At 55.6% G+C, this 26,381-nt stretch carries 26 protein-coding genes; 19 read left to right on the top strand and 7 right to left on the bottom strand.

Features of this window, described 5'->3' with window-relative positions:
- Window positions 1-250: 250 nt before the first annotated feature.
- Window positions 251-1,174, bottom strand: coding sequence for a LysR family transcriptional regulator (locus F9C28_RS10585; RefSeq protein ID WP_199015250.1), 924 nt, complete (start codon window positions 1,172-1,174; stop codon window positions 251-253).
- A 315-nt stretch (window positions 1,175-1,489) separates the two neighbouring features.
- Between F9C28_RS10585 and F9C28_RS10580 the strand changes: the two genes are divergently transcribed.
- Together F9C28_RS10580 and idi are read left to right on the top strand one after the other, a co-directional pair.
- Entirely contained in the window at window positions 1,490-2,056 is a 567-nt protein-coding gene (locus F9C28_RS10580) for a UbiX family flavin prenyltransferase (protein ID WP_199015248.1), read from the top strand.
- Between the two features lie 161 nt (window positions 2,057-2,217).
- A complete protein-coding gene (gene idi / locus F9C28_RS10575) occupies window positions 2,218-2,796 on the top strand; it encodes an isopentenyl-diphosphate Delta-isomerase (protein WP_199015246.1) in 579 nt (192 codons plus the stop codon).
- Window positions 2,797-2,849: 53 nt separating this feature from the next.
- On the opposite strand, the gene F9C28_RS10570 is transcribed toward idi, so the two are convergent.
- Complete coding sequence (locus F9C28_RS10570) at window positions 2,850-3,629, bottom strand: siderophore-interacting protein (protein ID WP_199015244.1); 780 nt, start codon at window positions 3,627-3,629, stop codon at window positions 2,850-2,852.
- A gap of 192 nt (window positions 3,630-3,821) precedes the next feature.
- Between F9C28_RS10570 and F9C28_RS10565 the strand changes: the two genes are divergently transcribed.
- Window positions 3,822-4,343, top strand: coding sequence for a PadR family transcriptional regulator (locus F9C28_RS10565; protein ID WP_199015242.1), 522 nt, complete (start codon window positions 3,822-3,824; stop codon window positions 4,341-4,343).
- Between the two features lie 260 nt (window positions 4,344-4,603).
- On the opposite strand, the gene F9C28_RS10560 is transcribed toward F9C28_RS10565, so the two are convergent.
- Window positions 4,604-5,515, bottom strand: coding sequence for a diguanylate cyclase (locus F9C28_RS10560; protein ID WP_233149019.1), 912 nt, complete (start codon window positions 5,513-5,515; stop codon window positions 4,604-4,606).
- A gap of 592 nt (window positions 5,516-6,107) precedes the next feature.
- On the opposite strand from F9C28_RS10560, the gene ygjG reads away from it, so the two are divergent.
- Window positions 6,108-7,505 (top strand): putrescine aminotransferase, encoded by a 1,398-nt coding sequence (gene ygjG / locus F9C28_RS10555; RefSeq protein WP_199015238.1) that lies wholly within the window; start codon window positions 6,108-6,110, stop codon window positions 7,503-7,505.
- A 173-nt stretch (window positions 7,506-7,678) separates the two neighbouring features.
- On the top strand, window positions 7,679-9,697 hold the full coding sequence (locus tag F9C28_RS10550; protein WP_199015236.1) for an FAD-dependent oxidoreductase: 2,019 nt from the start codon (window positions 7,679-7,681) through the stop codon (window positions 9,695-9,697).
- Here F9C28_RS10550 and rlmG read toward each other — a convergent pair.
- Window positions 9,694-10,830, bottom strand: coding sequence for a 23S rRNA (guanine(1835)-N(2))-methyltransferase RlmG (gene rlmG, locus F9C28_RS10545; protein WP_199015234.1), 1,137 nt, complete (start codon window positions 10,828-10,830; stop codon window positions 9,694-9,696). The genes F9C28_RS10550 and rlmG overlap by 4 nt on opposite strands.
- Before the next feature lie 87 nt (window positions 10,831-10,917).
- On the opposite strand from rlmG, the gene F9C28_RS10540 reads away from it, so the two are divergent.
- From F9C28_RS10540 to sstT, 4 genes are all read left to right on the top strand, one after another.
- Window positions 10,918-11,421: a M48 family metallopeptidase gene (locus F9C28_RS10540; RefSeq protein ID WP_199015232.1), complete on the top strand. Its 504-nt coding sequence runs from the start codon at window positions 10,918-10,920 to the stop codon at window positions 11,419-11,421.
- A 70-nt stretch (window positions 11,422-11,491) separates the two neighbouring features.
- Window positions 11,492-12,490 carry a Gfo/Idh/MocA family protein gene (locus F9C28_RS10535; protein WP_199015230.1) on the top strand — a complete coding sequence of 333 codons (999 nt, stop codon included), beginning with the start codon at window positions 11,492-11,494 and terminating at the stop codon, window positions 12,488-12,490.
- 318 nt (window positions 12,491-12,808) lie between these two features.
- Entirely contained in the window at window positions 12,809-13,780 is a 972-nt protein-coding gene (locus F9C28_RS10530; protein WP_199015228.1) for a TerC family protein, read from the top strand.
- A gap of 214 nt (window positions 13,781-13,994) precedes the next feature.
- The gene (gene sstT, locus F9C28_RS10525; RefSeq protein ID WP_199015226.1) at window positions 13,995-15,245 is read left to right on the top strand and encodes a serine/threonine transporter SstT; all 1,251 of its coding nucleotides are present in this window, start codon (window positions 13,995-13,997) and stop codon (window positions 15,243-15,245) included.
- Window positions 15,246-15,319: 74 nt separating this feature from the next.
- On the opposite strand, the gene F9C28_RS10520 is transcribed toward sstT, so the two are convergent.
- The 3 genes from F9C28_RS10520 to uxaC all read right to left on the bottom strand — a co-directional run bounded on the left by F9C28_RS10520 (window position 15,320) and on the right by uxaC (window position 18,860).
- Window positions 15,320-15,856 carry a YgjV family protein gene (locus F9C28_RS10520; RefSeq protein ID WP_199015225.1) on the bottom strand — a complete coding sequence of 179 codons (537 nt, stop codon included), beginning with the start codon at window positions 15,854-15,856 and terminating at the stop codon, window positions 15,320-15,322.
- Window positions 15,857-15,941: 85 nt separating this feature from the next.
- Complete coding sequence (locus tag F9C28_RS10515) at window positions 15,942-17,429, bottom strand: UxaA family hydrolase (RefSeq protein ID WP_199015223.1); 1,488 nt, start codon at window positions 17,427-17,429, stop codon at window positions 15,942-15,944.
- Window positions 17,430-17,447: 18 nt separating this feature from the next.
- Window positions 17,448-18,860, bottom strand: a complete 1,413-nt coding sequence (gene uxaC, locus F9C28_RS10510; protein ID WP_199015221.1) for a glucuronate isomerase — start codon at window positions 18,858-18,860, stop codon at window positions 17,448-17,450.
- Between the two features lie 467 nt (window positions 18,861-19,327).
- On the opposite strand from uxaC, the gene F9C28_RS10505 reads away from it, so the two are divergent.
- From F9C28_RS10505 to F9C28_RS10460, 10 genes are all read left to right on the top strand, one after another.
- Window positions 19,328-20,629: an MFS transporter gene (locus F9C28_RS10505; RefSeq protein ID WP_199015219.1), complete on the top strand. Its 1,302-nt coding sequence runs from the start codon at window positions 19,328-19,330 to the stop codon at window positions 20,627-20,629.
- A 120-nt stretch (window positions 20,630-20,749) separates the two neighbouring features.
- Window positions 20,750-21,526: a transcriptional regulator ExuR gene (exuR, locus tag F9C28_RS10500; RefSeq protein ID WP_199015217.1), complete on the top strand. Its 777-nt coding sequence runs from the start codon at window positions 20,750-20,752 to the stop codon at window positions 21,524-21,526.
- A gap of 427 nt (window positions 21,527-21,953) precedes the next feature.
- Entirely contained in the window at window positions 21,954-22,619 is a 666-nt protein-coding gene (yqjA, locus tag F9C28_RS10495; RefSeq protein ID WP_199015215.1) for a DedA family general envelope maintenance protein YqjA, read from the top strand.
- Window positions 22,620-22,629: 10 nt separating this feature from the next.
- Window positions 22,630-23,004: an EnvZ/OmpR regulon moderator MzrA gene (gene mzrA, locus F9C28_RS10490; RefSeq protein ID WP_408641513.1), complete on the top strand. Its 375-nt coding sequence runs from the start codon at window positions 22,630-22,632 to the stop codon at window positions 23,002-23,004.
- A gap of 153 nt (window positions 23,005-23,157) precedes the next feature.
- Window positions 23,158-23,526: a DUF1090 domain-containing protein gene (locus tag F9C28_RS10485; RefSeq protein ID WP_199015269.1), complete on the top strand. Its 369-nt coding sequence runs from the start codon at window positions 23,158-23,160 to the stop codon at window positions 23,524-23,526.
- Window positions 23,527-23,561: 35 nt separating this feature from the next.
- Complete coding sequence (locus F9C28_RS10480; protein WP_199015211.1) at window positions 23,562-23,864, top strand: DUF883 family protein; 303 nt, start codon at window positions 23,562-23,564, stop codon at window positions 23,862-23,864.
- A 2-nt stretch (window positions 23,865-23,866) separates the two neighbouring features.
- Window positions 23,867-24,262: a phage holin family protein gene (locus tag F9C28_RS10475; protein WP_199015209.1), complete on the top strand. Its 396-nt coding sequence runs from the start codon at window positions 23,867-23,869 to the stop codon at window positions 24,260-24,262.
- On the top strand, window positions 24,259-24,552 hold the full coding sequence (locus F9C28_RS10470) for a YqjK-like family protein (RefSeq protein ID WP_199015207.1): 294 nt from the start codon (window positions 24,259-24,261) through the stop codon (window positions 24,550-24,552). Before F9C28_RS10475 ends, F9C28_RS10470 begins: the two co-directional genes overlap by 4 nt.
- Window positions 24,553-24,886: 334 nt before the next feature.
- Window positions 24,887-25,279: a DoxX family protein gene (locus tag F9C28_RS10465; protein ID WP_199015206.1), complete on the top strand. Its 393-nt coding sequence runs from the start codon at window positions 24,887-24,889 to the stop codon at window positions 25,277-25,279.
- A gap of 89 nt (window positions 25,280-25,368) precedes the next feature.
- A complete protein-coding gene (locus tag F9C28_RS10460) occupies window positions 25,369-26,355 on the top strand; it encodes a glutathione S-transferase family protein (RefSeq protein WP_199015204.1) in 987 nt (328 codons plus the stop codon).
- Window positions 26,356-26,381: the final 26 nt, after the last annotated feature.

The following is a 26,381-nucleotide window of genomic DNA, read 5'->3' as shown; positions in this document are numbered from 1 at the left end:
GTGCCCCGGTCTTCAGTTTGTTATCGGTAACCTGGCCATCCGGAATCAGCCCTAACCCAGGGCATATTTATGGATGGCAAATAGTCGTACAACAATCATGGGTAATCTGATGCAGCGCGTCTTGTGCGGGCTGTCATTATTACCCTGCTGTAACACCATTTATGATACGGGTAACATTATGGAAAAGAGAATCACCTCACCGGGGAATATTCGCGAATTGAGATAGCCGTCAAATAATTGCACAACACGGCTATTTGGTTGCATCCCGATCCACGGCGAACGGCGGCGGGGCCGCCGGGTAACCGTCGGCAATCAGCGCCAGCAGTTCAGGGATCCGCGGCGTGGTGGTAGCGGTAACCATGGCCGGGAAAAAGACCTGGGGTGCGGGGGTGACATCCAGCACGTGGCAGTGGTGCAGTGGCCGGTGGGCCACTTCAGACACCGGCAACAGGGTTGCCACCGCCATCCCGCTCTCTATCCAGTCGAGAATGGCATCCGGCTGGGTGACCTGCAGGGTGACATTGGGTTCGCGCCCGGCGTGACGGAACAGCCCGATCAGCTGCTCATAGGTCCCGGCATCCTTCGCCCGGTGCAGCAATACCAGGGGGTACTGGCTGATATCCTGATAAGCAATCGTGGTGCTACGGGGGGTAGCCAGCAGTTTTTTACTGATAACCGCCACCAGTTTGATCGGCGCAAATGCGCAGATCTCAACCCCTTCGCTGGACCGGGGTTTCTGGATCAGCGCAACGTCAATCACCCCCTCGTGAAGCTGGGCCTCCAGCGCGCTAGAGTCCGAGACGGCAATACTAAGGCCCATGTCCGGATGGCGCTGTTTGAGCGCCAGCAGCATCGGGGTGAACCAGCGCTGGTAGAGGTGGGTCAGGCCGATGCGCAGCACTTTCACCTCCCGGTTGGCGATGTGGATAGTCTCCCGGGCGGCGTCTTCGGTCAGCCGCAGGATCTCGCAGGCCCGGCGGTATAAATGGTACCCCGCCTCGGTGGGCTCAATACGGTTACCGGCGCGCAAAAATAGCACCACATTCAGCGACGCTTCCAGCTCCTGAATCCGCTTACTGAGCGGTGGCTGGGCCATATTAAGCGCTTTTGCCGCCTGGGTAATGGAGCCACACTCCACCACCTTGCAGAAATAACGTAATCGTTTCAAATCCATCGCGTCACCCGGGCAATTGCCCCACCTTTTTGATCTGCTGGTTATCACTAAAACGGTATTTGCCCGCCGGATGGCCGTAGACTACCATTGGCACATCCCGGTCGGCTGCCGTTAATGTAATGAAAAATCACTAAAAATTAGCGGCACACAACGTGCTGCCGGCCCGGTGCGGCTGAATCTGTTCGCACATCGCGCCGGGGGTGGTAAATTACCGACCGTTACGCCCTTTCAGCTGAAATCGCCGGTTGAACGGTCTACCTTTAGGGAAGTGAATAGTAAACGCTTCCTGCCCGATGTCGAATAACAGGGGGCTCCATGAGTCAGCAACGTATTATTGTCGGTATTAGTGGGGCATCCGGATTTCAGTATGGTGTCAGGGCCCTTGAGCTGCTGCGCCCGCTGGATCTGGAAGTACACCTGGTGGTCTCCCGGGGGGCGGAAAAGACCTGCCAGCTGGAAACGGACTACCGGATGGAGGATGTCATTGCCATGGCGGATGTGGTGCATGATATCGCCAACCTCGGGGCGGCGATTTCCAGCGGATCATTTAAAACCCTCGGTATGCTGGTGGCCCCGTGTTCCATGCGTTCCCTGGCGTCCATTGCCCATTGCATGACCGATAATCTGCTGACCCGGGCCGCGGACGTGGTGCTGAAAGAGCGCCGCCGCCTGGTGCTGATGGCCCGTGAAACCCCGCTTAATCTGGGGCACTTGCGCAATATGACCCAGGTGACCGAAATGGGCGGGGTGATTTTCCCACCGGTACCGGCACTCTACCAGCGCCCCGGCAGCGCCGATGAGATAGTCACCCACAGCGTGATTCGGGCGCTCGATCTGTTCGATCTTAATCTGCCACTTACCCGCTGGGGCGAACACGCCTGACCGGATGCGCATACGCTATGTTGATTACCACAATCGCCCCTTTGCGACGGTTTATCATGCTTTTTGTCTGTTATGTACCACATTTGTTGGCTAACTGATGCGGTGAGCTGGTTATATACTGGGCCCAGTTATGTTGAGCGCTATATCACCAAAGGCCGCCTATGATCCCGGAACATGTCATTCTGCTGGATACCCAGGGCAACCCCTGTGGGATTCAGGACAAAGCCACCGTCCACCACGAGAATACCCCGCTTCATCTGGCATTTTCCTGCTGGATCTTCAATGCCGACGGGGAGTTGCTGATCACCCGCCGGGCCCAGACCAAGCGAGCCTGGCCCGGGGTCTGGACCAACTCGGTCTGTGGGCATCCCCAGCAGGGCGAAACTATCGAACAGGCGATTGTGCGCCGCTGCCGGCACGAAACCGCCCTGCAGGTCACACAGATAATCCCCGTTCATCCTGACTTTCGCTACCGCGCCACCGACCATAACAATATTGTGGAAAATGAAGTGTGCCCGGTGTACGCCGCCCTGAGCACCACGGCGATAACGCCCCATGAAGAAGAAGTGATGGACTGGCGCTGGATCTCGTTACATGAAGCCCTGCGCGAAATTGACACCCACCCGGACTATTTCAGCCCGTGGATGGCGGCACAGGTGGGCCACCCACCGGCGCGCCAGCTGCTGCTGGAATATGCCCGGGAATTGTCAGAGCGGCTACCCGGGTGGCTACCCCGCTAACCTGGCCATAATCATGAGCCGGTGCACCAGCACTGGCAGTATCACCGCCCGGCTCAGGGCTTGTCGTGCCAGTACGCCGCCACGCGCAGTAGCTGGGGATCCAGCCGCTGTTCCAGCGGGGCGCTCAGCCGTTTGACCAGCTTGCCTTCCCCGGTTATCCAGACAAAGTAATCCTGTTGCGGGATAGCTATCTGCCCCAGGTGCCGGGCTATGCTCTCCTCGTCCCCGGCCGCCAGCCACTGAATGTCCGCCATCTCATGTAGCCCATCCAGATACGCGATGGTAGCCCGGTCTCTGACCGACACCAGGGCGGTAATTGCCGGGCGCAGCCCCTGTGCGGCAATCATTTCCAGCCGACGGCGCAGGGCCGGCAGGCCGCTTTCATCGCACACATAGAGCTGCCAGTGGTAATCCTCAGGCACTTCCAGTGACCCCCTTGGCCCGCCGGTGATCAGCGTGTCCCCGGGTTGCGCATCGCGCGCCCACTGGCAGGCCAGGCCGCCATCGTGCAGGTAGAAGTCAAACGCCAGTTCCTGGCGCCGGGCATTGAACAGCGGCGTGTAGTCCCGGCCTGGGGGGCGTACGTCGTCCGGCCAGAGGATCCCCTCTTCGCTAACTTGCGGTGGGGTAAAGGGCTGCCCGGCCGCCGGGAAAAATAGCTTGGTGTGATCGTCAAAGCCGCTGGAGCTGAACCCCGCGAGATCCGCGCCCCCGAGGACAATGCGGCGAAAGGCTGGCGTGATGTCCTCACAGCGCAGCACGGTTAACTGGCGGAAGCGCAGCGTATTACGCACCCGGCGCGGGTAGTGTGCAGTAGCAGATGTCTGGGTCATGATTCGCTCTTCGTTTATTTTAGATATATCTAATCACAAATGATAATGATTGCTAATCAGCAAAAAAGCAAGCCATAAGCGGTAATCAGGTGATTTTTTATGCGAAATCATTGCCTTGTCGCCCACAGGATAGGGTGAATTTCGCCGCTATTCACGTTATGGTAATGGCCCGTAGCCAGCCAGGAGCCGTTTATGCCCCTTCCACCCCTCTCATCCCGCAGCCCTGATCCCGGGGTAGCGCGCCGTAAGCGTTTCTTCGGGCACGGTGATCTGCGGCTGGTTATCCTGGATCTGCTCTCCCAGCGCCCGGGGCATGCTTATGAGCTGATCAAATCCGTTGAGGCACTGACCCACGGCTACTATGTGCCCAGCACCGGTGTGGTTTACCCTACCCTCGATCATTTGCAGCAACACGGCTTTATTGAGATTGGCGGCGAGGAAAATGGCCGCAGGGAGATAACCATCACCGCCGCTGGTCTGGCGCATTTGCAGGCAGAGTCCGCGGCCCTTGCAGATATCCAGCAGCGCATTAAGGCGCGGACCATCGGCCACAATATCCGCCGCCACCCGGAAATGAAACGCGCCCTCGATAATATAAAATCCGCGCTGGATCTGGCGGTCAATCAGCGGGCCCTCTCGGCGCCGGAACTGGCACAGGTGGTGGCTATCATTGATGGCGCGGCGGAAGATATTCGGCGTCTGGCCACAAAGTAGATTTGTATTACAAATATAATCAAATGCGATCTGTATCACGTTCAATCGCCCCTGCCCGGGGGTAAAACGTCAGTAACGACAATCAGATGAGATACCGATCATGCGAGCACTTTTCGACCACGACCATGTGGAACACACTATGCTGGTAACCTGCTGGACAGTGGCTATTCTCGGGCTATTGTCCTGTGTCTGGATGGGGGAAGTCTTCTGGTAAATACCACCGCCAGCGCCCGGTATTTACGCTGCTGCCGGGTGCCGGATCAGGCCGATAATAACCGGCTCATCCGCGGGACGTCGCCATTAATGCCCGCATAAATACAGCGATTGCGCCCGCTGCTTTTACCGTGGTACAGGGCTTTATCCGCCCGGCCAATCACATCATGTAATGACTCGTCCAGCTGTACCCGGGTTAATCCCCCGGTCATGGTCACCCGCAGTTGCCCACCGTCGATATTAATCGGATGGCGCGCCAGATACTGACATAGCGCGTCTCCTTGCTCCCGGGCATCTTGTTCACAGGTCGCCTCCAGCAGCATGACAAACTCCTCGCCGCCAAAGCGGTAAATATGGTGGGGCGAGCGCCCTGCCGCTTTAAGAATACGGGTAACCGCCTGTAAAACCTCATCCCCGGCATTATGGCCCCAGGAGTCATTAATATTTTTAAAACGGTCAATATCAATCATTAACACGTACATGCGGTGGCCGCGCTGTTGCATATGGCGGCGGAACAGATCGAAATTCTTATAAAGCAGCTGCCGTAGCGGCAGGCCAGTTAGCGCATCATGCATATTACGCAGCGCAAATAACTGTTCCTTATATTTATCCAGGCTGAGAATAAAATTGTTCTGCGCCAGTACATAGTCATTAACAACCTGCTGGCTGGCATTTTTAGCGATGATGGCGTTCATTAATTCACGGGCAGCATCGTGCATAATGCGGTGATTAATATCAATAACGCTAATCAATTGACGATCGGAGAAGTGCACTTTATGCCGGGAGGTGCGCAGCCATTCACTGAACCGGCAATGTTGATGAGAAGATGGCGCAATAAGGCTGGCATCAATAGAGGCATCCGGCAAGGTCAGGCACAGTAGCTGGGCCGCCCAGGCATAATGGCTCTTAATAGCGTTATTTAGCGCCTGAATCGAAATATCAATATCCTTGATAGTCATTACCATACGTCACCGGTCCATGTGTTGAGGTAAATTGTGTTCAGGTAAATAAAGCGACAGCGCAGCACGAGCGGAAATTAATTTTGATAAATTAGTCAGCCAACGTTCCAGAAAGCATCAAATAATACACTGGAGCATGCTTAATAATTCCCTGGTATGTCTACTACGAGGAATATGCCACCGATAAATCAATATTCCTATGCGTCAAACCATAAAAGAAATTTTTATATAACACAATGCCCCCTCTGGTTCATAAAGGCGCATCCTGGTTTATCCCATCATTGACGTATACGAACGATACGTCTTGTTATATAACCGGTTTTTTTATGTTACTGACCAGAACCATGCACGATTACGGTGCGCTGGCGCTATTTCAGTGCGCACCTTTTGCCACATTAATTATAGGGTTAATGGAAATAATCGGATTTTTTTAGCATAAAAAACGACACAATAGATTTTAAAAAGAATAAATTTTAAGCATTCCCGGCGTGTTTCAGCAGTTTATCCCGATTTTCTCGCCTGCCGTCAGGCTGGCGTAAACCCTGCAATACTTAATGCGTATCATAAGATACGCGATCTCCGGGAGCACATTTTGAACAGGTTACCTTCTGGCGCCTCGGCTCTTGCCTGTACCGCGCACGCACTACACATTATTGAGAAAACCACCCTTGATCATGAGGAGATGAAAGAACTCAATCGGGAAGTCAGGGACTACTTCCAGCAGCACGTAAATCCGGGATTTCTTGAGTATCGAAAATCCGTCACCGCCGGCGGGGATTACGGGGCCGTAGAATGGCAAGCAGGGGGACTTAACACGCTTGTCGACACCCAGGGGAGGTCGTTCCTCGATTGCCTGGGTGGCTTTGGTATTTTCAACGTAGGGCACCGTAATCCAGTTGTTGTCTCCGCCGTGGAGCATCAGCTTGCTAAACAGCCGTTGCACAGCCAGGAGCTGCTCGACCCCTTACGGGCGATGCTGGCCAAAACCCTGGCAACACTGGCCCCCGGTAAGCTGAAATACTGCTTTTTTTCTAATAGCGGTACGGAATCCATTGAAGCCGCCCTGAAACTGGCGAAAGCCTATCAGTCACCGAAAGGTAAGTTTACCTTTATTGCCACCAGTGGCGCATTCCACGGTAAATCGTTAGGGGCATTGTCCGCAACGGCCAAATCCACCTTCCGTAAACCGTTTATGCCGCTGTTACCGGGCTTCCGCCATGTGCCGTTTGGCGATATTGCCGCCATGCGTACCATGTTCAGCGAATGCCGTAAAACCGGTGATGATGTGGCGGCGGTGATCCTCGAGCCAATCCAGGGTGAAGGGGGTGTTATCCTGCCACCGGAAGGTTATCTGCCCGCCGTCCGTAAGTTATGCGACGAATTCGGGGTGTTAATGATCCTCGATGAAGTCCAGACCGGGATGGGCCGTACCGGTAAAATGTTCGCCTGTGAGCATGAAAATGTGCAGCCGGATATTTTATGCCTTGCCAAGGCACTGGGGGGCGGTGTGATGCCGATTGGCGCGACTGTCGCCACAGAGGAAGTATTCTCGGTGCTGTTCGACAATCCGTTCCTGCATACCACCACCTTTGGGGGCAACCCGCTGGCGTGTGCCGCCGCACTGGCCACGATCCACGTTTTACTGGAAGAAAACCTGCCGGGCCAGGCGGCCCGTAAAGGCGAATTCCTGTTGAACGGGTTCCGCGCGCTGGCGGACCGCTACCCACATCTGGTGGCAGAGGTACGCGGTAAAGGCATGCTGATGGCGCTGGAGTTTGTCGACAACGAAATTGGTTATCAGTTTTCCAGTGAAATGTTCCGCCAGCAGGTCCTGGTGGCGGGGACACTGAATAACGCGAAAACCATTCGTATTGAACCGCCACTCACCCTGAGTGAGGCGGAATGTCAGCAAGTGCTGGATGCTGCCAGCCATGCACTGTCTCGCCTGGCTGCTCAGCAGAGTGAGACGGCGGCTGTCGCCAACCCATAATCCTGACCGGGCCTGGTGTTTTTCACCTGCCAGCGCCCGGTCCGTTTCTCCCGCCTTCCCGCTTATTTGAATCCCATCACATTCGCCGAATCGGCTTTTTCCCTTTTGGCCTGCGCCAGCTAAATTAGTAACTCATCCGACCACATAATAATAAATCGACTGGAAGAGACACTATGAGCTACCCATCGCTGTTTGCCCCGCTGGATCTCGGCTTTACCACCCTGAAAAACCGCGTGTTAATGGGCTCGATGCATACCGGGCTGGAGGAGCACCCGGACGGTGTTGCGCGGCTGGCCGCGTTTTATGCCGAACGCGCCCGCCATGATGTAGCGCTGATCGTTACCGGAGGCGTCTCCCCGTCCCCCTGCGGCGTGGGTATGCAGGGCGGCGCGGTCTTCAACCACCCGGACCAGATCCCCCACCACCGGCCGATTACCGATGCAGTACACCAGGCTGGGGGGAAAATCGCCCTGCAAATCCTGCACACCGGCCGCTACAGCTATCAGCCCCATCTGGTGGCCCCGTCGGCCATCCAGGCGCCGATTAACCGCTTCGTGCCCCGGGAGCTGACCCACCCGCAGATCCTCCAGCTGATTGACGACTTTGCCCACTGCGCTGACCTGGCGCGCCAGGCGGGTTATGACGGCGTGGAGATCATGGGTTCCGAGGGCTACCTGATTAATGAATTTCTCACCCTGCACACCAACCACCGCCAGGATCAGTGGGGTGGCGAGTTCAGTAACCGGATGCGCTTTGCCACCGAAATCGTACGCGCCGTGCGCCAGCGTACCGGCGATGATTTTATTATTATTTACCGCCTGTCGATGCTGGACCTGGTGGAACAGGGCAACACCCTCAGCGAAACCGCCCGTCTGGCCCAGGCCATTGAACAGGCCGGGGCAACCCTGATTAATACCGGCATCGGCTGGCACGAGACCAGGATCCCCACCATTGCCACCCCGGTGCCCCGGGGGGCCTTTAGCCGGGTCACCCGCCAGCTAAAATCCGCTGTATCCATCCCGCTTATCACCACTAACCGGATCAACGATCCCGCCGTGGCCGACGCGATCCTCGCTGCGGGTGACGCCGACATGGTGTCAATGGCGCGCCCTTTCCTGGCCGATCCTGCCCTGGTCTCGAAGGCGGCCAGCGGCCAGGCGGATCAGATCAATACCTGTATCGGCTGTAATCAGGCGTGCCTGGATAGGATCTTCGTCGGCAAGATAACCTCGTGCCTGGTTAACCCCCGGGCCTGCCACGAAACCCTGATGCCAGAGCACCCCACCCACCAGCCCCGGCGTATTGCCGTGGTGGGCGCAGGCCCTGCCGGGCTGGCTTGTGCGGTGAATGCCGCCGCCCGGGGCCACCAGGTCACGCTGTTTGACAGCGCCGATCAGATAGGTGGCCAGTTCAATATTGCCCGGCAGATCCCCGGTAAAGAGGAGTTCAGTGAAACCCTGCGCTATTACCGCACGATGATCGACAGGCTCGGGATCACGGTTCGGCTCAATCACCGGGCCGGGCCGGATGATCTGATCCCGTTTGAAGAGGTGGTACTGGCGACCGGGATCGCCCCGCGCCTGCCGCCGATCGACGGGATCGATCACCCCAGCGTACTCAGTTATCTGGACGTGCTGCGGGATAAACGCCCGGTAGGTAAGCGGGTGGCGATTATCGGCTGCGGCGGCATCGGGTTTGATACCGCCATGTACCTGAGCCAGTCCGGGGCCGCCACCAGCCAGGACAGTGTGGCCTTCTTCCGGGAATGGGGTATCGATGCCACCCTCACCCAGCCCGGCGGGCTGTCAGCTCAGGGGGCGGAACACTCGCCCAGCCCGCGCCAGATAGTGATGCTGCAACGCAAGGCCAGTAAACCAGGGGAAGGATTAGGTAAGACCACGGGCTGGATCCACCGCACCACGCTGCTGGCCCGGGGGGTAAGCATGGTCCCCGGCGTGCAATACCAGCGTATTGACGATGCAGGGCTACATATCCTGGTGAATGGCCAGCACCAGGTGCTGGCCGTGGATAATGTAATTATTTGCGCCGGGCAGGATCCGCGCCGGGATCTGCTCAGTGCCCTGACAGAGCGGGAGATAACCCCACACCTGATTGGGGGTTGTGACGTGGCGGCGGAACTGGATGCCCGGCGGGCGATTGCCCAGGGCACCCGGCTGGGGCTGACCCTTTAACGGGACTTGCGCATCTTCACTGACTTAAGCACCACAAACTTACCGCCGGTGGCGAGGGTGGTACAGTTACCGAAGATTTTCTTCAGCTTCTGGTAATACCCCAGGTGGCGGTTGCCGACAATACGCAGCTCGCCGCCGAATTTCAGGCAGCGGCGGGCATCGGTAAACATCTGCCAGGCAATATGGTCAGTAATGGCATGCTGCTGATGGAACGGCGGGTTACACATGATGGCGTCGTAATATTCTGGCGCCATACCGGCCATGGCGTTATTGACCACAAACTCACAGCGCTCCAGAGCATCCGGCATATTGTGCTGCACATTAAGCTCACTGGACGCCACCGCCATATAAGACTCATCGATAAAGGTCACCCGGGCATCCGGGTTTTGCGCCAGCAGCGCCAGGCCAAGGACCCCATTACCGCACCCCAGATCGACCATTTCGCCCGCATCCCCTTCCGGCAGGTGCGGCAAAAAGAGCCGCGCCCCGATATCCAGGCTGCTGCGTGAAAAGACATTAGCATGGTTCTGGATAGTCCAGTCAGTACCGTCCAGGGGCCAGCTCAGCAGCGGGGCCGCCGCTTTCAGGGCCGGGGCCGCAAAGCTGCAATTCACCAGGCGGGCTTTTTTCCACGCAAGTGTAGTGGTGGTTGGCCCGAGGACGCTTTCAAACAGCGCCAGGGTGGAACTGTGAATATCCCGGGCTTTGGCCCCGGCAATAATCCGGGTTTGCGCCGTGCAGACCTCGCGCAGCGCGCGTAACTGCTGCTCCAGCAGGGCCAGCTGCTTAGGCAGCTTAATGATCACCAGCGCCGGGGCGGCCGGTAACGGTGCTGAACAGTCCTGGAAGGTCACCTGTTCGCAGTCCAGCTGGTTAAGGGCGAGGTTCTGACGGGCAGCCTGATGGGCAATCCACGAGTCGGAAACCGACACCGGCTGGCGGCCATGCAGGGCACAGGTCAGCGCCCCGAACGCGTCGTTAAAAATCAGGGTCGCTCCGTCGGCCACGGTTTCGCCCTCCAGTTGCTGGAGCAGATACTCATCTGCCGCCTCCCATGCCTGGAGTGGTGTGTCCTCCTTCATTTTCGGGAAACGGTGTAGGGTAAACTGTGTGGCTAGATCAACGTGGCTCATCGGCCCTCCTGAATGGTAGAATCCGCGCGTTTTATCCCTTATTCGGGGAGACTACGCAAACGCTTTTTGCCGCAAACAGGCCAACTGATGACCACACTCACGTATTTGCAGGGTTATCCTGCTGCACTGCTCAGCCAGGTAGAGGCCCTGATAGCCCAGGGAAATCTTGGCGCCGTACTGGAGAAACGCTACTCCGGCGGCCACGATATCGCCTCGGATAAAGCCCTCTGGCAGTATACTCAGGATCTGAAAAACCGCTTTTTACGCAGTGCGCCGCCGGTGAATAAGGTGGTCTGGGATAATAAAATCAATATTATCCAGCAGGCGCTGGGGCTGCATACCGCCATTTCACGGGTGCAGGGCGGTAAGCTCAAGGCCAAAGCAGAGATTCGGGTGTCGACCCTCTTCCGCCAGGCCCCGGAGCCTTTCCTGCGTATGATCGTGGTGCACGAGCTGGCGCACCTGAAAGAAAAAGACCACAACAAGGCGTTTTACCAGTTGTGTTGTCATATGGAGCCGGACTATCACCAGCTGGAGTTTGATACCCGCCTGTGGCTTACTCACCGGGCGCTTTCTGCAAACCGGGGGTGACACCCCAGCGAAAATCCGCTGAACATGCTAGGCTGGCGGAAGAACTCAGCCACGGAGAACGCACCTGTTTATGATACGTTTCGCTGTTATCGGTACTAACTGGATCACCCGCCAGTTTGTGGACGCCGCCCACGAGAGCGGTAAGTATGTACTCACTGCCATTTATTCCCGCACCGAAGAAAGCGCCGCCGCGTTTGCCAGTGATTATCCCGTAGAGCAGATATTTACCTCTCTGGAAACGCTGGCCGCCAGCGACCTGATCGATGCGGTGTATATTGCCAGCCCAAATGTGCTGCACGCCAGCCAGAGCTGCCTGTTCCTGCGCCACGGTAAACACGTGATTTGTGAGAAGCCCCTCGCTTCAAATATTCGCGAAGTGGAGGCATCAATTGCCTGCGCCAGGGAACATAACGTCGTGCTGTTTGAAGCGTTTAAAACCGCCAGCTTGCCAAACTTCCTGGCGCTGCAACAGGCCCTGCCGAAGGTCGGGAAACTGCGTAAAGTGCTACTGAACTACTGCCAGTATTCGTCCCGCTACCCGCGCTATCTGGCCGGGGAAAACCCTAACACCTTTAACCCGGCGTTCTCCAATGGCTCTATCATGGACATCGGCTTTTATTGCCTCGCGGCGGCGATGGCGCTGTTTGGCGAGCCCTACAGTGTCCAGGCCAGCGCAACCCTGCTGGACAGCGGCGTGGATGCCCACGGTACGGTGGTCATGAACTACGGGGATTTTGATGTCACCCTGCTGCACTCGAAAGTAAGTGACTCCTCACTACCCAGTGAAATCCAGGGCGAGGAAGGGGTGCTGGTGATTGAGAAGATCTCTGAATGCCAGCGGATCACCTTTATCCCCCGGGGCGGTAAACCCCAGGATCTCAGCCAGCCGCAGCATATTAATACCATGTTGTATGAGGCCGAGACCTTTGCCCGGCTGGTGGAAGATAACGCCGTTAATCACCCGGGGCTGGAGGTCAGCCGCAGCACTTCACGGCTGCAAACCACAATCCGCCAGCAAACCGGGGTGGTCTTCCCGGCGGATGCGCCGGACCCGGTGACCATTGCGTAAAGCTGTGTAAAGTGCAGCAATGTGATAATTGACGTTAGTAACATATTGTCATATTTTAGCCATTGCTAAGGGGAGTAACTTCATTGCTGGCTGATCGTCATGACGGAACCGCACGTTCCCGGTCACCAGGCAATGTGGACGGGTTTCCACTGTTTGCGGTGTAACGCTACAGATTCCGTGACCACATTGTAAGTGAGACCTTGCCGGAAGGCAGGTCCATTTGCAGGTGCGCAAAACGGCTGATGTCTTCTGATATCAGCCGTTTTTGTTTTTATCCGCTGCCGCCGGGCCTACCCGTGAACGCGTAAGGAATTTGCAATGCACAGTATTGGAACACCTCTCATGTGGGGCACCTTCGCCGCTATCGTCGCGGTGATGCTGGCCATCGACCTGTTGATTCAGGGCCGCCGCGGCGTACACGCCATGAGCATGAAACAGGCGGCGGGCTGGTCAATGGTCTGGGTCACCCTGTCATTACTGTTCGCCGCCGGTCTGTGGTGGCACCTCACCGGTACTGCCGGCCCTCAGGTGGCCAAAACCCAGGCCCTCGCCTTCCTGACCGGCTATATCATCGAAAAAGCCCTCGCGGTGGACAACGTCTTTGTCTGGCTGATGCTGTTCAGCTACTTCTCGGTACCGGTGGCATTGCAGCGCCGTGTGCTGGTCTATGGCGTGCTGGGCGCGATTGTGTTGCGCACCATTATGATTTTCACCGGCAGCTGGCTGATTACCCAGTTTGACTGGATCCTGTATATCTTCGGGGCTTTCCTGTTGTTTACCGGGGTGAAGATGGCCTTTGCCAAAGAAGATGACGCCGATCTGGGTGACAAGCCGCTGGTACGCTGGCTGCGTGGCCACCTGCGCATGACCGACAATATTGAAAACGAACATTTCTTCGTCAGGAAAAACGGCCTGCTGTATGCCACCCCGCTGATGCTGGTGCTGATCATGGTGGAACTGAGTGATGTTATCTTCGCGGTGGACAGTATTCCGGCCATTTTCGCGGTGACCACCGATCCCTTTATTGTGCTGACCTCTAACCTGTTCGCTATCCTCGGCCTGCGCGCCATGTACTTCCTGCTGGCGGGTGTGGCGGAGCGCTTCTCGATGCTGAAATATGGCCTGGCGGTTATCCTGGTGTTTATCGGCGCCAAGATGCTGATCGTCGATCTCTACCATATTCCGGTGCCGGTATCCCTTGGCGTGGTGGCCGGGATCCTCACCCTGACCCTGCTGATTAACTGCTGGGTGAATAACCTTAACGATCGCAAACATCAGCGCATAAAATAAGCAATTTATCAGGCCCTTTCGCCAGCGAAGGGGCCTTTGACCATCATAATTGACTGCGATTTCGCCATTTTTCCATTAAAAAATACACAATCTCCTCTTTCCCGCTGATGGCTTTCCCTTATACTGACCAGGCAAACATACTTTTTTACATCCAGCCATATATGTAACAAAGAGTGCAATATCGGCCGGAATGCACACAACAGGGAATATCCATATGACAAAGCAAACTCGCCCCACCGGGCTGTTTTATCGTTTGTCCCAGGGGAGTCTGGTCAAACAAATTCTGCTGGGCCTGGTGCTCGGTATTATCCTCGCCACCATCTCTAAACACGCCGCGATTCAGGCCGGGTTGCTCGGCTCGCTGTTTGTCAGCGCCCTGAAGGCCGTCGCCCCGGTGCTGGTGCTTATGCTGGTGATGGCCTCGATTGCCAACCATAAAAAAGGCCAGAAAACCAATATCCGCCCGATCCTTATCCTGTATCTGCTGGGCACCTTTTCCGCGGCGCTGGCCGCCGTGGTACTGAGCTTTATTTTCCCGTCGACATTGCACCTGGCCACCGGCAATGCGGACATTGTGCCCCCCTCCGGTATTGCGCAAGTGATGAAAGGCCTGCTGATGAGCGTGGTATCGAACCCGATTGACGCCCTGCTCAAGGGCAATTACATCGGCATTTTGGCCTGGGCTATCGGCCTTGGTTTCGCCCTGCGCCACGGCAGTGATACCACCAAAAATCTGATTAACGACATGTCCGATGCGGTCACCTTTATCGTAAAAGTGGTGATCCGCTGCGCGCCGATTGGTATCTTCGGCCTGGTGGCCTCTACCCTCGCGGAAACCGGGTTTGACACCCTGTGGGGCTACGCCCGGTTACTGCTGGTGCTGGTGGGCTGTATGTTGCTGGTGGCGCTGGTGGTGAACCCACTGCTGGTGTATTGGCAGCTGCGCCGTAACCCGTATCCACTGGTTTTTGCCTGCCTGCGCGAAAGCGGCGTCACCGCGTTCTTTACCCGCAGCTCGGCGGCGAATATCCCGGTGAATATGACGATGTGTGAAAAGCTGAAACTGGATCGCGACACCTATTCGGTATCTATTCCGCTCGGCGCCACCATCAATATGGCCGGTGCCGCTATCACCACTACCGTGTTGACCCTTGCCGCGGTGACCACCCTTGGTATTCCGGTAGATCTGCCCACCGCCCTGCTGCTGAGTGTGGTGGCATCACTGTGTGCTTGCGGTGCGTCCGGGGTGGCGGGTGGCTCTCTGCTGCTGATCCCGCTGGCCTGCGGGATGTTCGGTATCCCCAATGACGTTGCCATGCAGGTTGTGGCGGTGGGCTTTATTATCGGGGTGTTGCAGGACTCCTGCGAGACGGCCCTGAACTCCTCTACTGACGTGTTGTTTACCGCCGCAGTCTGCCTGCGCGAGGATGAAAAAGCCGCCGCCAGTAATGCCGTGCGCAGCTAGCGAGCCGTCGCGGTGCTGCAATAAAAAAGCCCCTGCTGCGCAGGGGCTTTTGGGTTTAGCCCGCAATAACCCCATCAGCCAGAGCGTGCTTTTTCCATCCTGAACGGATCAATACCGCGTTTTTGCATCCGCCGGAAACGCAGAATATTCACCGCGTTAATCAGCAAAAAGCTCCCCTCGATAAGCGTGCCGCCAATGGACCCGAGCCAGAAGTTATGCACCACCCAACAGGCGGTCGCACACCACATCACACAGCGGGTGGTCAGCCCCCGGCAGCGAAACAGCGCCCAGGTACTGGCCACGGTACCCGCCACCGGCAGCAACTGCATGGCGTTGTCCATCTTCCCCAGGCCAATGCCGAGTGTTAAGACAATAAATAGCGCCATCACCCACAGGCTGCGGGTGCGCATCGAGATCACCGTCCGTACGGAATTAAGCATCGCGCTGGCCCCCGCCGGGGCGGAGCCCATTAAGAAGAAGTGTACGCCGATGATGGCGCTATAGAGGGATAATTGCAGTTTGAAGCGCCGCTCATCGCGGTTAAAGAAGGTGGTAATGCCAACCACAAAAGCGAGAACACCAATACCCTGCGCCAGCCAGTATATATTCATCGCGCAACTCCCTGCCTAATACGATAAAAAAACGGCGCCATGCCACCATGAAACGCCGTCTTATTGTTGTCAGCTACCCGAACAATTACAGGGTGACGCCGCTTTTGAAAATAGCCAGTTCGCGGAAATCATTACGTTCATTACAGGTGTTTCTGCCGCTGGCAATCTCAGCCACCGTATCAAGGAACTGATCCAGCACCTGGGGCATGGTTTTACCGTGCAGCAGTTGCCCGGCATCAAAGTCGATCCAGTGCGGCTTACGGGTTGCCAGCTCGCTATTGGTGGCGATTTTCAGCGTCGGCACAAAACCGCCGTAAGGGGTCCCGCGGCCGGTACTGAACAGCACCATATGGCAACCGGCCCCCGCCAGAGCGCTGGTGGCAACGGCGTCATTCCCCGGGGCACTTAGCAGGTTCAGGCCAGGGGTTTTCAGGCGCTCACCATACTTCAGCACATCCATCACCTGGCTCTGGCCGGCCTTTTGGGTGCAACCAAGGGATTTCTCTTCCAGGGTTGTGATGCCCCCGGCCTTGTTCCCCGGCGAAGGATTCTCGTAGATAGGCTGGTTATGCTCGATAAAATACTGTTTAAAGTCATTAACCATCGCGACGGTTTTTTCAAAGGTCGGCTCATCATGGCAATGGCTCATCAGAATGCGCTCGGCACCGAACATCTCCGGGACTTCCGTCAGCACCGTGGTGCCACCGTGGGCGGCCATAAAGTCAGAGAAACGGCCCAGCATCGGGTTCGCCGTGATCCCGGACAAGCCATCAGAGCCCCCACATTCCAGGCCAAATTTCAGCTCACTGAGTTTTCCCGGCACCCGCTTATCGTGGCGCATGGCCTGGTACAGCAGCTCCAGCTCGGCAATACCGGCTTCGACTTCATCATCTTGCTGCTGGCACACCATAAAACGCACGCGATCCGGATCATAATCGCCCAGGGTATCCCGGAAGGCGGCGATCTGGTTGTTTTCACAGCCCAGGCCGATGACCAGCACGGCCCCGGCATTGGGATGGCGCACCATGTTTTGCAGCATGGTGCGGGTATTAATGTGGTCATCACCCAGCTGCGAGCAACCAAACTGATGACCAAACAGGAAGACACCGTCAATATCTTCAGCATCCTGATGCTGCTTCAGAAAACGCTGCTGGATCTGGCGGGCAATCCCGTTCACGCAGCCGACAGTCGGCAGGATCCATAACTCATTACGGACCCCGACGTCACCGTTCGCCCGGCGATAGATCTCGATGTCGCGATCGGTTTGCTGACCATCAGCCGCATGAAAATCAGGTTGATAGCTGTATTCATCCAGATCGCTCAGATTGGTGCGCATGTTGTGTGAATGCAGATGATCACCCGGCTGGACCTCAGCCAGGGTGTGGCCAATCGGCAATCCGTATTTGATAACATTTTCACCGCGGGCCAGGGGGCGCAGGGCAAATTTATGGCCCCGGGCAACCGCTGCCAGCAAGGTAACATTGTCACCCTCAACATTGAGCGTCGTTCCCTGGTCGATATCTTCCAGCGCGACAGCGACATTATCCAGCGAATGGATCTTAATAAATTGCATATCAACCTCGGTGGGGCTTTAGTTCAGTTCAATGCCAAAGTAATCCCGGGCATTGTTAAAGCTGATGTTTTTCACCATGTTGCCCAGCAGTTCGATATCCGCAGGCGCTTCACCGGCAGCCACCCAGCGGCCAATCATCTGGCACAGGATGCGGCGGAAATATTCGTGACGGGTGTATGACAGGAAACTACGGCTGTCAGTCAGCATCCCCACGAAACGGCTCAGCAGGCCCAGCTGTGCCAGCTGCGTCATCTGCCGCTCCATACCGTCTTTCTGGTCGTTGAACCACCAGCCGGAACCAAACTGCATTTTCCCGGCAATGCCTTCGCCCTGGAAGTTACCGATCATGGTGCCCAGCACTTCGTTATCGCGCGGGTTCAGGCAGTAGAGGATGGTTTTCGGCAGCAGGTTTTCTTCATTCTGCTTGCTGAGCAATTTGGACAATGCTTCCGCAATCGGACGGTCGTTGATCGAGTCAAAACCGACGTCCGCACCCAGCAGTTTGAACTGGCGCTGGTTATTGTTGCGCAGTGCACCCATATGGTACTGCTGCACCCAGCCGCGGCGGGCATATTCGGTTCCCAGCCAGACCAGTACCGCCGTTTTAAACTGCGCGACTTCATGTTCAGACGGGGTAGCACCGGACAGGCGACGGGCGAGGATGGCGTCCAGGGTCGCGTCGTCGGCTTCCGCAAACAGCACGACATCCAGACCGTGGTCCGACACCTTACAGCCATGAGCGGCAAAGTGGTCGAGACGTTTAGCCAGCGCCGTCCGTAAATCCGCAAAACGACGGATATCGGTATCGGAGACTGCCGCCAGTTTGGCCAGATAATCGTTAAAGCTATCCAGCTCGATATTCACGGCTTTATCCGGGCGCCAGCTCGGCAGCACTTTGATAGCAAAGCTGGAATCCTGCGCGATTGCCGCGTGGTGGCTCAGATCATCAATCGGATCATCGGTGGTGCCGACCATCTTAACGTTCATCTGCTCCATAATGCCGCGGGCAGTGAAATTGTCCCCGGCCAGCAGCTCGTTGCACTGGTTCCAGATAGCGTCTGCCGTTGCCGGAGAAAGCAGCGTGCCGGTAATGCCAAACGGGCGGCGCAGTTCGAGGTGGGTCCAGTGGTACAGCGGGTTGCCAATGGTGTGCGGTACGGTGGCGGCCCAGGCATCGTATTTTTCACGATCGGTGGCATCGCCAGTACACAGACGCTCGGCAACACCGTTAGAACGCATCGCGCGCCATTTGTAGTGATCGCCTTTCAGCCAGATATCATACAAGTTATTAAAGCGGTAATTTTCGGCAATCTGCTGCGTCGGTAAGTGGCAGTGATAGTCGAAAATCGGCTGTTCTTTGGCGTAATCGTGGTACAGACGGCGGGCAAACTCGGTATCAAGCAGGAAATCTTCAGTCATAAACTGGGACATTACGGTAGTCCTCCGGACGGGTTATACGGATGTCATTCACTATATGATGCAAAGTTATCACACCAATTTCTCCTCACTTAGCTAATTTTTGTGCTGCATCTCACAAACCAGAGAGAAATAACCTTCGTTTTTTTTAGTAAAAACGTCCAGGGACCGCGCCACAACTGGCCTTATACCTGGATTTACATATCCATACAGTTGATAGCACATTTGTGATGGCACTCAACTTTTAAAGCTGTATGACAAGTTATCGTAGCCCCCGTCGCAACACATCTGCCTATGGAAAGATATGTGCCAGCTGACTGGCACTTTAGCGGTACGGATACCGGACTTGCTCAATACCTGTTTCACCCAATGGCAAACAAACGGGCTGTGCCGGGGCTCCCCCCCTTGCTGGTCCCTCGTTACGAACATCACGCTGGTTTTGTTGGTGGCCGCAGTGATGAAAAAAAAGACAGAGGTTTGAAATGCGAAAAATTAAAGGCTTACGCTGGTATATGATCGCGCTGGTGACCCTGGGCACCGTGCTCGGTTACTTAACGCGTAACACTGTCGCGGTGGCAGCCCCAACCCTGCAGGAACAGCTGCACATTACGACCCAGCAATATTCTTATATTATTGCGGCCTACTCTGCGGCTTATACCGTGATGCAGCCGGTTGCAGGCTACATTCTGGATGTGCTGGGCACCAAAGTGGGCTATGCCATGTTTGCCGTGCTGTGGGCGGTATTTTGTGGTACCACCGCGCTGGCGGGTAGCTGGGGCGGCCTGGCGCTGGCCCGTGGTGCAGTGGGTGCAGCGGAAGCCGCGATGATCCCCGCAGGCCTGAAAGCCAGCTCTGAGTGGTTCCCGGCCAAAGAACGTTCTATTGCGGTGGGCTACTTCAACGTCGGTTCCTCTATTGGTGCAATGATTGCGCCGCCGCTGGTGGTGTGGGCTATCGTATGGCACAGCTGGGAATGGGCCTTCATCCTGACCGGTATCCTGAGCTTTATCTGGGCGATGCTGTGGCTGTGGCTGTACAAACACCCGAAAAACCAGAAACACCTGACTGACGAAGAACGTGAGTACATCATCAGTGGCCAGGAAGCACAGCACCAGACCGGTAACGGTAAGAAAATGTCTGCCCGCCAGATCATCCGTAACCGTCAGTTCTGGGGTATTGCCCTGCCGCGTTTCCTGGCAGAACCCGCCTGGGGGACCTTCAATGCCTGGATCCCGCTGTTCATGTTTAAAGTGTATGGCTTTAACCTGAAAGAGATAGCCATGTTCGCCTGGATGCCGATGCTGTTCGCCGACATGGGCTGCGTTATCGGTGGCTACCTGCCGCCGCTGTTCCAGCGCTGGTTCGGTGTCAACCTGATTGTCTCCCGTAAGCTGGTGGTGACACTGGGTGCGGTACTGATGATTGGCCCGGGGATGATCGGTATGTTCACCAGCCCATATGTTGCTATCGGCCTGCTGTGCATCGGTGGTTTTGCTCACCAGGCACTGTCCGGCGCGCTGATTACCCTGTCCTCTGACGTGTTCGGTCGTAACGAAGTCGCCACGGCGAACGGCCTGACCGGAATGGCAGCCTGGACAGCAAGTACCCTGTTTGCTCTGGTGGTGGGTGCGCTGGCTGATACTATCGGCTTCAGCCCGCTGTTCGCCGCGCTGGCCGTGTTCGATTTGCTGGGTGCCGTCGTTATCTGGACCGTGCTGCAAAACAAACCGGCCAGTGAAGTGGAACAAGAGCACCAGCAACACACTTCAGTAACACAAAGTTAATAAAAAATGGTAAAAGCCGCCTGCGGGCGGCTTTTCTTTAGCCCTTCAGTGGTGACGTGTTGTTAAAAGTGGTATAACAAATCAATGACCCCTCGCCTTACCCGGAACCTGGAGCCACCTATGGAAATCACGGAATCCCGCCGCCTGTATCAACAATTAGCCGCTGAGCTTAAAGACCGTATCGAAGCGGGCAGCTACCCGGTGGGAGAGAAACTACCTGCAGAGCGTTTTATTGCTGAAGAGAAAAATGTCAGCCGCACGGTAGTTCGTGAAGCTATCATCATGCTGGAAGTTGAAGGCTATGTTGAGGTACGTAAGGGCTCCGGTATTCACGTTATTTCAAACATCGCCAAACACCATCAGCCTGATAATAATGCCATGGAGTTCGCCAATTATGGCCCCTTCGAGCTGTTGCAGGCCCGCCAGCTCATTGAGAGCAATATTGCCGAATTTGCGGCAACCCAGGTCACCAAGCAGGACATCATGAAACTGCTGGAGATCCAGGACAAAGCGCGGCATGAAGAGTGCTTTCGCGATTCAGAATGGGATTTGCAATTCCATGTTCAGGTGGCGCTGGCGACCCAGAACACCGCACTGGCCGCCATTGTCGAAAAGATGCGGACCCAGCGCGCCCATAACCCGTACTGGAAAAAACTGCACGAGCATATTGATGAGCGCACGGTTGACCACTGGTGCGAAGATCATGACCAAATCCTCAAGGCGCTGATCCGCAAAGACCCTCACGGGGCGAAACTTGCCATGTGGCAGCACCTTGAAAATACAAAAATTATGCTGTTTAACGAAACCACCGACGATTTCGAATTCAATGCGGATCGCTATTTGTTCGCTGAAAATCCGGTGGTACATCTGGACACCGCCGCTAACGGCCTCAAATAATTCCCCGGCAGGGGGTCAGCAAACGATGAATTATGTCAGCCTTTGTAAAACCCCTCGCCACACCCTCCCCCCTCGGGCAAAAATCACGTCGTAATAAAACGCAATAACGCTGACGTTCATTAGTGCGTTTTGTTACAATCGGAAGCATTTACGCGCTGATGTCGTTCTGCAACGCGGGGTAAGCGGAAACGTTTCACGTAGACCGCCCATCCACGGAACTCTGGCGCTATACCTACTATTATTCACGTTGTATCGCGGCGGTATCACTCGCGGTATGGTTGGTTGTCGGTAACGATGCCGCCAGGAATATTACGGGTATATCCATTGCCCTGAAAACAGGTTATTTCTGGCGCTGCGCCAGAAAGTACGGCCTGGATTATTTGTCCGCTTGTAGGCGGTATGTTGGTTGTTACGCCAGGATTAATGAATGGAACTTTTATCTCAACTGCTTAATGCATTATGGAGCCAGGACTTTGAAACCCTCGCCAATCCGTCAATGATTGGCATGCTTTATTGCGTCCTGTTCATGATTCTGTTTCTGGAAAATGGCCTGTTGCCCGCGGCATTTCTGCCCGGTGACAGCCTGCTTATTCTGGTCGGCGTACTGATAGCAAAAGATGCACTGGATTATATCCCCACAATTATGCTGTTAACCGCAGCGGCCAGCCTCGGTTGCTGGTTAAGTTATATTCAGGGCCGCTGGCTGGGCAATACGCGGATTGTGCAGAACTGGCTGTCACATCTACCGGCCCACTACCACCAGCGATCACATCATTTATTTCATAAACACGGGCTTTCAGCACTCCTGATCGCGCGGTTTATTGCGTTTGTACGTACACTTTTACCGACCCTCGCCGGGATCTCCGGGCTGAACAACGCCCGTTTCCAGTTTTTTAACTGGGTAAGCGGCTTGCTGTGGGTGCTAATACTGACCACCCTCGGTTATCTGTTGGGCAAAACACCGGTGTTCCAGAAGTATGAAGATGCGCTGATGTCGTGCCTGATGCTGCTGCCGGTCGTCTTACTGGTGGTGGGCCTGGTGGGCTCACTGGTGGTCGTATGGAAGAAAAAGTATCGTAACAACCGGGATTAACGTTTGAACTATCATGAGTAACAGATTTTTAGTACGTCAGCTGACCTGGTTATTCCTCTGCCTAGCCACAGCCGTCGCCATGTGGTCCGTCATGCATCACAAAGAAGCGACTCTGGAGATCCGCTCAACCCAGAGCGGTGTCACGACGCCGGATGGTTTCTTTGTCTGGCATCATTTGAATGCCCACGGCATCGCATTTAAGAGCATTACGCCACACAAGAATGCCCTGCTCATCAAATTTGATTCACCGCAGCAAAGCTCCGCCGCGAAGGCGGTTTTGCTGCGCTCGTTGCCCCAGGGGTATGTCATTGCTCAGGACGATAACGACAACTTTACTGACCGTTTGATTTCACGCCTGAAACCGGAAACGCACCATCTGGGATAAGGGACGTGAATTATCTGATTTGATCGAATTCGCGTTGGGTTTTCGCAACTTACTGACTATGCTTAAACCTATCGTGTGTTTACCGCCCACGCGGGCAGCGGAATACACGGCAGCATAATAACGATGATTGCTTTGGCACATGGACATTTTCTGATGAATTACCGCACAGTATTGGCGTTGGCGCTCCTCTCTCTGACAACAGCCACGCAGGCCGCTTCACTCTGTAGTGAGAAAGAGCAAAGCATTAAACGAGAAATCGGTTATGCAGAGAAGCACAATAATCAGAGTCGTATTAACGGCCTGAAAACCGCACTGAGTGAAGTACAAAAAAACTGTACCGATGAAAATCTCAGGGCTAATCATCAAAAAGCCATTGCCGAAAAGCGTCAGGACGTTGCACAACGAAAGAATGACCTGGCTGAGGCCCGTAAAAAGGGCGATCAGGACAAGATAGCAAAGCGAGAGAAAAAGCTGGCTGAAGAAGAACACGAACTGAAAGCACTAATGGCTCGTGATTACTAAGTAAATGGAATCACTTTACCTATCCGGAGAACATTATGTCTAAAGATACTTCAGAACAATTGCGCGCAGAGCTGAAATCCCTGGCTGACACCCTGGAAGAAGTGCTGAGTTCCTCCAGTGAAAAATCCAAAGATGAAGTTGAAAAGTTGCGCACCCGCGCCCAAAGGGCCCTGAAAGAAAGCCGCACTCGCCTGAGTGAAACCGGTGATGCTATCGCCCGCCAAACCCGCGAAGCCGCGTCCCGTGCTGATGACTATGTGCATGAAAAACCGTGGACCGGTGTCGGTATTGGCGCAGCTGTCGGCCTGGTACTGGGTGTTCTGCTGACCCGTCGCTAAGCATGGCAGACTCCCACGCATCCCAGGGGCCGGGAAAAAGCGTCCTGGGTATTGGCCAGCGCATATTAACGCTGCTGGTCGGTACCGTCGAAACCCGCCTGAGGCTCGCTATCGTTGAGCTGGAAGAGGAGAAAGCGCGCCTCTTCCAGTTGCTACTGGTCACCGGGCTAACCCTGCTGTTCACGGCATTTGGCTTAATGAGCCTGCTGGTGTTGATTATCTGGGCCGTGGAGCCGCAATACCGCCTGCACGTCCTGATTGCCACCACAGTGGTATTATTCGTACTGGCCATTGCCGGTGGGCTATGGACTATCTCGGCAGCGAAACGTTCAACGTTTATGCACCACACCCGCCAGGAGCTGAAAAAGGACCGTGACTTACTGGAAGACAACCAATGAGTGCTCGTCTGCAACGTGAAGCGCGCAAAGCCGCCCTGCTGGCGGAAGTTAGCCAGCAGCGCCAGGCCCTGAAGTACAGTTGTCAGGACTGGGTGGACGCGACGGCCCCTCTCGATCGTGGCTGGTATACCTTACAAAGCCTGCGGGCCTGGCTGATGGCCGGCAGCAGCGTGGTTGCCCTGTGGGGGATTCGTCATCCTCGCTTTCTTGGCCGCACGCTGCGGCGCGGTCTTGGCTTATGGAGTAGCTGGCGCCTGGTGCGCAAAGCGCTGCACACCCTGTCCCGCTAAACCCTGTCCTGCTCACACGGTATCCCGCTCGTTCTGCCTATGGCGGCATCGCCGCCCTTTCTCCCTGATATTTCCCCTGTTGCTCCTGGCGCTTCCTCCCGGTTTTCTCCTGTGCTTTCCTTATGGCGCCGCCCCCCGGCAATATGGGCTATTTTTACGTTTTGCCACAACGTCAGTAATTTTGAAAAAAACTGACAGTTTTTCTCGCTAACAATCAATCGCCGATAATTCTACTATGCATTCCATCGCAGGGCATGACCGCTAGCTAGCTGAAATCGCTGAGGCATTCCCGATAAACAGACGTAATCTTTATAAGGTTTTCCTGGAGCATAAAATGAAAAAATTCGATGATGTTGGCATTCTGGTGGCGCGTATTCTGATGCCTATCCTGTTTATCGTTGCGGGCTGGGGCAAGATCACCGCCTATAGCGGCACACAACAGTATATGGAATCCATGGGCGTTCCCGGGTTCTTTCTGCCCCTGACTATCCTGCTCGAATTCGGCGGTGGCCTGGGGATCCTGTTCGGTTTGCTGACCCGTACCACGGCCATCATTACCGCACTGTTCACGCTGCTGACCGCGTTCCTGTTCCACGATAACTTCGCGGATGCCACTAACCAAATCATGTTCATGAAGAACCTGACTATCGCCGGTGGCTACCTGTTACTGTTCCTGATGGGCCCGGGCCGCTTCAGCATTGACCGGGCACTGAACAAGAACTGGTAACGGCATCTGTTACCGGGTAGGTATATACTGAATCATGCTGTGAGCGGGAGCCTTTCCTGCTCACATTTTCTTTTTTGCGGGAGGGGCAAATGGGATTACTGGTCGACGGTGTCTGGCAAGACCGCTGGTATGATACGGCATCAACAGGTGGGCGTTTCCAGCGCTCCGCGGCGGCGTTTCGCAACTGGCTCACTGCCGATGGCAGCTCCGGGCCGAATGGCGAATCCGGATTCATGGCAGAAAAGAACCGCTATCATTTGTACGTATCACTGGCCTGCCCCTGGGCACACCGGACCCTGATTGTCCGCAAGCTCAAAGGTCTTGAGTCATTAGTGTCCGTTTCAGTGGTTAACCCGCTGATGCTGGAGCATGGCTGGACCTTTGCCACAGATTTTGCCGGTGCCACGGGTGATGGCCTCTACAACCTGGACTATTTATACCAGCTCTATCTCAAAGCCGATCCGCACTACAGTGGCCGGGTGACCGTGCCGGTGTTGTGGGATAAAAAGAACCAGACCATCGTCAGTAATGAATCATCGGAAATTATCCGCATGTTCAATACCGCCTTTGACGATCTGGGCGCCAAACCCGGTCATTACTATCCCACCGAGTTGCACAGCCAGATTGACGAACTGAATAGCTGGATCTACGACACCATCAATAATGGCGTCTATAAGGCCGGGTTCGCGACCTCCCAGGACGCTTATGATGATGCCGTCCGCCAGGTGTTCAGCTCCCTGGATAGGGTGGAGAAGATCCTTGCTAAGCAGCGTTATCTGACCGGTGATCAGCTGACCGAAGCCGATATTCGCCTGTGGACCACCCTGGTACGCTTTGATCCCGTCTATGTGACACATTTTAAATGTGACTGGCAGCGGATCAGCGATTACCCCAATTTATACGGTTTCCTGCGTGAGCTGTATCAGATGCCGGGCATCGCCGATACCGTGAATTTTGACCATATTCGCAACCACTACTTCCGCAGCCATAAAACCATCAACCCAACGGGGATAATCTCCATTGGGCCACGCCAGGATCTCACGGTGCCCCACGGCCGGGATCGCCAGTTCGCCTGAAAAACGCTTTACGGCAGTGTCACTGA

The sequence above is a fragment of the Shimwellia pseudoproteus genome (assembly GCF_016415625.1).
Classification (GTDB): domain Bacteria; phylum Pseudomonadota; class Gammaproteobacteria; order Enterobacterales; family Enterobacteriaceae; genus Shimwellia; species Shimwellia pseudoproteus.
This window is presented reverse-complemented; position numbering and strand designations above follow the sequence as displayed.